At 41.5% G+C, this 8,405-nt stretch carries 8 protein-coding genes; 4 read left to right on the top strand and 4 right to left on the bottom strand.

Annotation, left to right across the window (positions count from 1 at the left end; all coding sequences use genetic code 11):
• Positions 1 to 237 precede the first annotated feature (237 nt).
• Both VLN09_RS06400 and VLN09_RS06395 read left to right on the top strand, forming a co-directional pair.
• On the top strand, positions 238 to 402 hold the full coding sequence (locus tag VLN09_RS06400; protein ID WP_011280463.1) for a rubredoxin: 165 nt from the start codon (positions 238 to 240) through the stop codon (positions 400 to 402).
• A gap of 29 nt (positions 403 to 431) precedes the next feature.
• Positions 432 to 1,466, top strand: coding sequence for an alpha/beta hydrolase (locus VLN09_RS06395; RefSeq protein WP_325244782.1), 1,035 nt, complete (start codon positions 432 to 434; stop codon positions 1,464 to 1,466).
• A gap of 116 nt (positions 1,467 to 1,582) precedes the next feature.
• Here the strand turns inward: VLN09_RS06395 and VLN09_RS06390 are convergent, their stop codons facing one another.
• Entirely contained in the window at positions 1,583 to 2,644 is a 1,062-nt protein-coding gene (locus VLN09_RS06390; RefSeq protein WP_325244780.1) for a WG repeat-containing protein, read from the bottom strand.
• Positions 2,645 to 3,010: 366 nt separating this feature from the next.
• Here VLN09_RS06390 and VLN09_RS06385 point away from each other — a divergent pair, with 366 nt between their 5' ends.
• Positions 3,011 to 3,943, top strand: a complete 933-nt coding sequence (locus tag VLN09_RS06385; protein WP_325244778.1) for a DMT family transporter — start codon at positions 3,011 to 3,013, stop codon at positions 3,941 to 3,943.
• Between the two features lie 118 nt (positions 3,944 to 4,061).
• Here the strand turns inward: VLN09_RS06385 and VLN09_RS06380 are convergent, their stop codons facing one another.
• Positions 4,062 to 5,495, bottom strand: a complete 1,434-nt coding sequence (locus tag VLN09_RS06380) for a solute carrier family 23 protein (RefSeq protein WP_325244776.1) — start codon at positions 5,493 to 5,495, stop codon at positions 4,062 to 4,064.
• 706 nt (positions 5,496 to 6,201) lie between these two features.
• Between VLN09_RS06380 and VLN09_RS06375 the strand changes: the two genes are divergently transcribed.
• The gene (locus VLN09_RS06375) at positions 6,202 to 7,635 is read left to right on the top strand and encodes an L-serine ammonia-lyase (protein WP_325244775.1); all 1,434 of its coding nucleotides are present in this window, start codon (positions 6,202 to 6,204) and stop codon (positions 7,633 to 7,635) included.
• Between the two features lie 110 nt (positions 7,636 to 7,745).
• Here VLN09_RS06375 and VLN09_RS06370 read toward each other — a convergent pair whose 3' ends face one another.
• Positions 7,746 to 8,144 (bottom strand): DUF4377 domain-containing protein, encoded by a 399-nt coding sequence (locus tag VLN09_RS06370; protein WP_325244774.1) that lies wholly within the window; start codon positions 8,142 to 8,144, stop codon positions 7,746 to 7,748.
• A 25-nt stretch (positions 8,145 to 8,169) separates the two neighbouring features.
• The coding region (locus VLN09_RS06365; protein ID WP_325244772.1) for a hypothetical protein at positions 8,170 to 8,405 on the bottom strand (236 nt) is incomplete at its 5' end.

The following is an 8,405-nucleotide window of genomic DNA, read 5'->3' as shown; positions in this document are numbered from 1 at the left end:
TAATTTGGCGGTAAGCGCCGCAAAAGCAACTCACTTTATAGCATGAAACACTAAATAAGCACTTGATAAGCGCGTTTTAATCTCAATATACAAGTGTAAACTTAACTATGAAAATAACGGTTATATGCTAAACTACTTGCGTTTTACGGTCACAATACCGACTGTAAGTATGCTTTATGTTTAATGAATAGCTACCCAAAAATGCAGGGTAACTGGTAATAATCGATAGGACTTTTTATGAAACGTTATGAATGTATTGTCTGCGGCTGGATATACGACGAAGCACTGGGTTGCCCTGAAGAAGGTATCGCACCGGGCACCAAATGGGACGACATCCCTGATGACTGGACGTGTCCAGAGTGCGGCGTTGGCAAGCTTGATTTTGAAATGCTCGAACTTTAAGCCAATGATCTTTTTAGATAGGATAGTTCATGACAGAAACAAACGACATCAATAACGCCGATTTGCCTGAGACAGCAGATAGCAGCTTTAGCTACCCAACGCCTGAATGGCAAAAATTTGGTGAGCATCCATGGCGCGCCTCAGATCTGAGCGAGCACCTTTATCAAGCGATGATAAATATCGGTGATGGTATCGAGTTGTGCGTTGAAGCAGGTGGCAATCCCAATCATCCGCCTCTGCTGATGATTATGGGGCTTGGCTCACAAATGATATTTTGGCCAAATAACTTCATCAAGCGCTTTATTGATGCTGGTTTCTTTGTGATTCGTTTTGATAATCGTGATATCGGTTTGTCCTCTAAAGTACAAATTGATGGTCTGCCCCGTATCAGTCAGCTCAAAATGATGATGCGTCTGCAAACAGGTCTATCAAATAAAGGGGCACAGGTCGCTTATAATTTGACCGATATGGCAGAAGATACTGCGCGTTTAATTAAGGCTTTACAGCTTGGTAAAACGCATCTGCTTGGTGCTTCTATGGGCGGTATGATTGCTCAGATTGTAGCTGCGCGTTATCCAAGCCTAGTGCAGCGCCTGGCGTTAATGTTTACTACCACCAATCGCGCCTTTTTAAAACCGCCAAAGCCCCGACAGTTATACACGCTGATTAATCGCCCCGAGAGCCACTCTGAGCGCGATATCGTGCGCCATAGTGTCTGGTTTATGAAGACTGTCGGTACGCCAGGGCATGTGAATGTACGCATGGTACGAGAGATTGCCCAAATACGCTATCAGCGTAACTTCCATCCTCTTGGTACCGTACAACAGCTCAATGCTATTTTGGCTTCAGGCTCTATTAGTAAATATAGTAAGCAAGTCAAAGCGCCAACGATCGTACTGCACGGTAGCGCAGATGGGTTATTACCTGCATCACAAGGTCGCGTGGTCGCCAAGACCATCCCTAATGCTAAATTTCATTTGATTGAAGGTATGGCGCACGATATTCCTGAATATTATCAGCCTTATATGGTGGATTTGATTAGCAATCATTTATTGGAAAAGTAGTTTTAATAAGTCAGATTGTAAAATTTACCGCCTAAAAAAAGAGCCTATAGCGATCTGATCGCTATAGGCTCTTTTTAATAGGCTCTTTTTATCAAAATAGAACACGCTGCTAGAATTTAATCACAAGCAACAGCCACCCCTTCTTTATCAATACACATCTTACTGCCATTTTCTAAACTGCCAATCCAAGCTTTGCCGGCTGCAAATACAAAAGAGGGTTTGTCTTTATAGCTATTATCAAGAGTCACACTTTTATTATTAACACTATCGGCACTATCGGCACTATCAAAATCATTAAAACCAAAAGGAATCACCAGCTCGCCACCAAGATTGATAAAGCCCCACTCGCCATCAATACGCACGCCGGCTAAGCCTTCTGAAAACGGTCGCACTTCATTAAATGAATAAGTAATCATGGTCACATTATTGTCATCAACAAAGCCCCATTTACCGTCTTGTTGACGTGGCTCTAGCGTAGTAAAGCGATTAACTGGTATGGAGGATAAATTTTCCTGTGTGTTATTTACGCGGCTGTCTATGGCGCTGTTAACACTGGCGTTTTGAGTATTAGCGTTCTTAGTATTACCCTCTTTATCAACCAAGCTGATTGCCTTATTTTTGCGTACACGCGCCATACCGCCTTGATAATTATCAATATCACTAATCGCTGCTGAAAACGGCACGATGATTCTGTTGGCAGTATCGATAACGCCATAATAACCACCCTGCTTAACCACAATACGACCCTCAGATACAGGACGCGCCCAACCTTGACCGTTACTTAGCGCGTTGTACATTACAGGAATTACTTCACGACCTTGCATATTTAGATAACCGACCTGTCCATTACGCATGACAGGCAACAAACCCCCTGATATTTTATCCGCATCTACTTTTTGATAGCGCGATAAATCAACGAGGCTTTTACCTTGCTTATTGATAAGAGCAACCGGTGCGCCAAAATCCTTAACCGCTAAGAAATAACCGCTACTTGCCGTACAAGAAACGTTTTTATAATAACTCTTCGGAATTTTACAGCTAGCAGCTTGCGCGTTTGGCATGATAAATAGCACTGGCGCTAAAATGCTGATAATAAAACAACGGCGTCTCATGATCTCTGATTGATATTCAGATACCGTTAATAACAGCAGTTGTCTTAATAATGAACGTTGGAGCATAAGCACACCTAAGCTAAGATTAGTAACGTCTATTTAAGTATTTTAATAAAATATATCTTTTAAGCTAATGACATTACAACATATAAGTGAAGATAAAAGTAACAAATAGCAGCATTGATACCAATGTTATTCCTGTAAGGCTATTACGTGACTACTCGCTCATATAGTATCTCAGGTACATCGTAGAGTTCACTGTAGTGTAACGTATATTCTATAAATTAATAAAATATCACTATAAGATAGAAATAAATAATATCCAAGCATTTCAATTTTAGCTCAAAAAGTCGACAATATGGCCTGCAATAAAGACGATATACCTATTAAACAATAATTAAAATGAAAACCGTCATAATATAAGGATAATGTATGGCTATTGCCTCTTCACGCTCCGCTGCTACTGGCTTGCTCATTGGCTGTGTGATCTTTGGTTTAGGTAGCTTAATTGTGGCTCATGTCGACATCGGCGGCTGGGCAATGGCATTTTGGCGCTTAGCTATTTCAGGTGTGGTCTTTGCTATATTGGCAAAAATGACGGGACAGCGTTTACCGCGCTCAAAGCGTGCAGTTTTTTATGGCTTATTATCAGGCGCATTTTTGGGCTTGGATTTGGCGCTATGGCATGAGAGCATTTATGCGGTGGGTCCCGGTATTTCAACCTTACTCAACAGCTTGCAGATTTTCTTTTTGGCAGCCATCGGTTTTTTATACTTTAATGAGCGCCAGTCTATTTTACAGCTCGTTAGCTTAGTCTTGGCGATGTTGGGTGTTGCGATGATAGGTAGCCCCGAGTTTGCCCAAAATAAGGCTGCTACTTGGGGATTTATTACCGGTATCGCATCAGGAGCTATGCTCGCGGCCTCAATGACCTTTATCCGTAAAACTCATGATACTGAACCGACGCCGCTATTTATGCTCATGCAATTGATTAGCATCGGCGGTGTCTTAGCGATGATTGTGCCGATGTTTGTCTTTGATATGGGTAACATGTTACCCAGTACTTGGTCTGATATTGGCTGGATATTGATTTACGGTACAGTAATGCAGTGCCTAGCATGGGGTCTTATCGCCTACTCTATTCCCAAACTCTCTTTGGCATTAACTGGATTATTATTATTGACTGAGCCGGTTGCAGCATTGGTAATTGACTATACTTGGCTTGATAAACCTATTAATACCCTACAGTGGAGCGGTGCGCTACTCACTATGTTTGCCATTTATTTGGGTTCACTAAAACCTAAACCACGCGCCCTACGACGTTATCGGTTTTTTTCAAGGTTTTATAGGCGTGATTATAAGTAAAGCTTGCATAGAATAATAGCAGTTATAAATAAGTATCATAACAGATAAAATCCACAATGGTTATTGTGGCTTTTATTTATTGATATATTAGGTTTTTAAGCTTGTGATGATTAAAAACTTAATCTTTTTGACGGTTAAACAGAGCGCTAAGCACAATTGCTGTTAAAGTAGCCGTACCGATACCACCCAAATCAAAGCCACCTAGATGTAAGCTAAAGTTACCTGTACCCATGATAACAGTGACGGCAGCGATGATAAGATTGCTGTTTTTACTAAAGTCGATATGATTGTCTATCCAAATTTTCGCACCAGCAATAGCAATCAACCCAAAGACCACGATAGAGGCGCCGCCCAATAAAGCCGCTGGTATCGTCTGAATAATTGCGCCAAATTTTGGTGACAGCCCTAATATGATAGCAACCAGACCCGCTATGACAAAAATAGTCGTACTATATACTTTGGTTACCGCCATCACGCCAATATTTTCCGCATAAGTGGTCACACCTGTACCACCAAAACCCGCGGAGAAAGTCGTCGCTAAGCCATCAGCAAAAAACGCGCGACCCATATAAGGCGTTACTCGCGCCTTAGTCATGCCTTCCACTGCTTTAAAATGCCCTAAGTTTTCGGCGACTAAAATAAAGGCAACAGGGGCAATTAAGATAATAGCACTCATCTCAAAACGCGGCGCATGAATACCTGGAAGACCAAACCATGAAGCCGCCGATACACCACTAAAATCAATCGGAACGCCATAGCCCAATACATTGGTCATTACAAAATAAGCAATATAAGACAATATTAAGCCAACTAATAACAACAGACGACGTAGCATGCCGCGTGTAAATACTGCTACACCACTGATAAGCAATACCGTTAGCGTGGCCATCCATGCATCAAATTGGTTGGCGGATACCCCTTGAATGGTCACAGGCGCTAAATTAAGACCAATAATCATTACAATTGCACCAGTAACAATCGGTGGCATCAAGCGCTCAATCCAGCCTGTACCTGTCTTCATGACCAGCAGACCTATCAGTGCATAAATAATACCACAGGCCATGATACCGCCCAAAGCGACATTCAGATTAGCATTAAACCCTACACCAGCATACGCTGTCACGGCAATCACCGGACCAATAAAAGCAAAACTCGATCCCAAGTAGCTTGGCATGCGCCCGCCAGTAATCATAAAAAACATCACCGTACAGATACCTGACATCAAAATAGCTAAGTTAGGGTCAAAGCCCATTAATAATGGCGCAAGCACCGTCGCCCCAAACATTGCAAAAGTATGCTGTATACCAAGCAATATGCTTTTTGAGGGCGGTAAATACTCATTAATACCGACTGGGTTGCGGTCTAAATCACCTTTAAAAGGTCGCCATGTTGGAAACCAGCGCCCATTATCAAAATCTGGATTGTGCGGTAAGCTCATTGTCGCCGAGCCAGATGCAACATCAATACCTGCTGCTTCTAGTGCGTTTGGCGTTAATGGTTCTGTTTGGCTATGCTGCGTTGATTGAGACGAGTTTTCTGGAGGGGTTACCATGCGCGATTGTCCTATGGGATTAGGCTAATAATAACAGACTAGTCTTAGCTAACTAGCGGTACGGGCTAATAGTAGCTCGGCTAAACAAGAAAATAATAACTAACAGTCTTTATATCAGGGTGTTATAAACAGCGACTATTATAATAGATAGACAGCTATCAATATAATAAAACATGACTGAGGCGAGCGATTAGCATTTATGAACTTATGTATTACGACAACTCTAATCGTTATATGTTGAATAGACTATCTCTCTTATTCGATAGTAATGACTAGAAAATCACTTTTGCTATTGCTGTATTTTTCTACGATATTTAGGTACTTCCAATCAGCTGTTTGGAAATGAGCCAATAATATGGATTATTTTATAGAATAGCCATATTTTACTAGCCGTATGGACTAAGATATGGTTTACTAAATTCACCCCTTTGGCTGCTCGAACACTGTATTCTACAGCGACAGCTAACTTACAGGATGTTACATAAGCGTTGATGCTGAGCATCATAACGGAATTTAATAATAAACAACAGCTATTATTCGCCCGTCATTCGAACGATCACGTTTACACATTTTCATAGACGATACTCTACATTCACTAATTAACGGTGCCTGTTATCTATTGTTGCCCACTATATAACTATATGGGCACAATAATTTTTGCTATGCGATTTTTCTAATTTCTCCTCAATTTTTTTGGTAACTTATTATGATTAGTGTTTTTGATTTATTTAAAATTGGTATTGGCCCATCAAGCTCTCATACTGTTGGCCCCATGATAGCGGCTAACTTGTTTGTACAGTCACTCCTAAAGCAGACCAATCTGAGCGACATCCAGTCTTTAGAGATTGCATTATATGGCTCGCTCGCGGCAACTGGTAAAGGGCATGCAACAGACACCGCCATATTACTAGGCTTACTTGGTCATGCGCCTAGCACCATCGATACGCGTTTGACCAGTGAATATCTGGCACCAATCTTTTCAGACAATCAGCTCAATATTACAGGCGAGCATGTCATTGCCTTTGATACAGGGCGTGATATCCATTGGTACGATGAAACTGTCCTACCCTATCATCCTAACGCCATGACCATCCGTGTATCCTTAACGGATGGCAGCCATTACCAGCAGACCTATTATTCTGTCGGCGGTGGCTTTGTTATCAATGAAGAAGATGCCACCAATCCCGATGAAGATAATGCCACGCCGACTATCGATGTGATTCCTTATCCTTTTAATAGTGCCGCAGAGCTGTTAGAGCAATGTCGTAAACACCATTTAAGCGTAAGTGAGCTAGTGCTGGCAAATGAATGCCATTACCGCGAGCAAGCGGAAGTGTTTGCGTATTTAGACTCTATTTGGGAGTCGATGCAGGATTGTGTGACCCGTGGCTGCCAAAACAGCGGTATCTTACCGGGTGGCTTAGATGTGAGACGCCGCGCTCAAGCATTATATGTGCAACTGTGTGCTGAAAGAGATCAACCGATTGCACAAAACGATAAGCTAGTTGCTATGGATTGGATTGACCTATATGCATTGGCAGTCAATGAAGAAAACGCCAATGGCGGTAATGTCGTCACCGCTCCTACCAATGGTGCAGCAGGTATCATTCCTGCAGTTATGCACTATTACCGCGATTTTTTATCAAATTACAGCATTGATGGCGCACGCAAATTTTTGTTAAATGCCACGGCTATTGGCAGCTTAATCAAACAGAATGCTTCCATCTCGGGCGCAGAAGTTGGCTGCCAAGGTGAAGTGGGTTCAGCTTGCGCAATGGCGGCATCTGCATTGGCAGAAATCCTCGGTGGCGACCCTGCCAAATGTCTCAATGCTGCTGAAATTGGCATTGAGCATAACTTAGGTCTGACCTGCGACCCTGTTGGCGGCTTAGTGCAAGTCCCTTGTATCGAGCGTAATGCTATGGGCGCAGTCAAAGCCGTCAATGCAGCACGACTTGCCTGCCGTGGTAACGGTCAACACTTTGTTTCTTTAGACAAAGTCATTGAAACCATGAAAGTAACGGGCGCTGATATGTTGGATAAATATAAAGAAACTTCTCGCGGTGGCTTAGCAGTATATGCCGATAATCGCATACCAACTGCCACACATGGCGTCAGCGTAAAATACAGCCAATGCTAATATTGTGCAGCTTATAGGTAAATAAAATATATAAAAGCTCATGACAAAAAAGACCTCCAATCATTAGAGGTCTTTTTTTAAGCTAACTGTGATGATTACTTAGTAAATAACTATTCAGCTTTTTTTGATACCACTTCGTTGAGGATCCAAACTGGCTTAACCGAGTTTGTCGCTTCATCCATCATCGTTTCTTGGCGAACGTCCAAAATATAGCGATAATTTGGCTCATAAGTAAAGCCTTGAATATTACCATTTAAAGGCGTGTAGTTTTTCTGATACGTTTGACGATATTGCAAGCACTCTGATTCAATCATAGTACCATTGGATGCTTGTAGCTCACATACTGCTTTTAGTGGCGCTATTTCTATCTTAAAGCTTGGAATGTTGATAACTTTCACAATTGCCGGTTCACCTTCGATGACCATAGTACGTTCATTGTCTACCGCCATTGTTGAACAACCTGATAAAACAAACGTTGCCATCACTGCTGCTAATGCTATTTTTTTCATTATAAAATCCTCAATGTATTCATAGTTATTGTGTGTTTGGAATCACTTCATTTATTTTAGAATAAACGTTTTTTTCGATATCACTTATTATTAACTCGACCATTATAGGGCGCAAAGTAACTGCGCCTCTATAACTGCTTTGTAACGTAACGTCAGCTTTTGCAACGGCTGTTAATTGATAGTAAATAAGAAAATTGAATATTAATAGCAAATATATCCCACTTAAGTTATATCTCTTTAAAACTTTAAATAAAAAAAATG

The sequence above is a fragment of the Psychrobacter sp. genome (genome assembly GCF_035469765.1).
Lineage (GTDB): Bacteria > Pseudomonadota > Gammaproteobacteria > Pseudomonadales > Moraxellaceae > Psychrobacter.
This window is presented reverse-complemented; position numbering and strand designations above follow the sequence as displayed.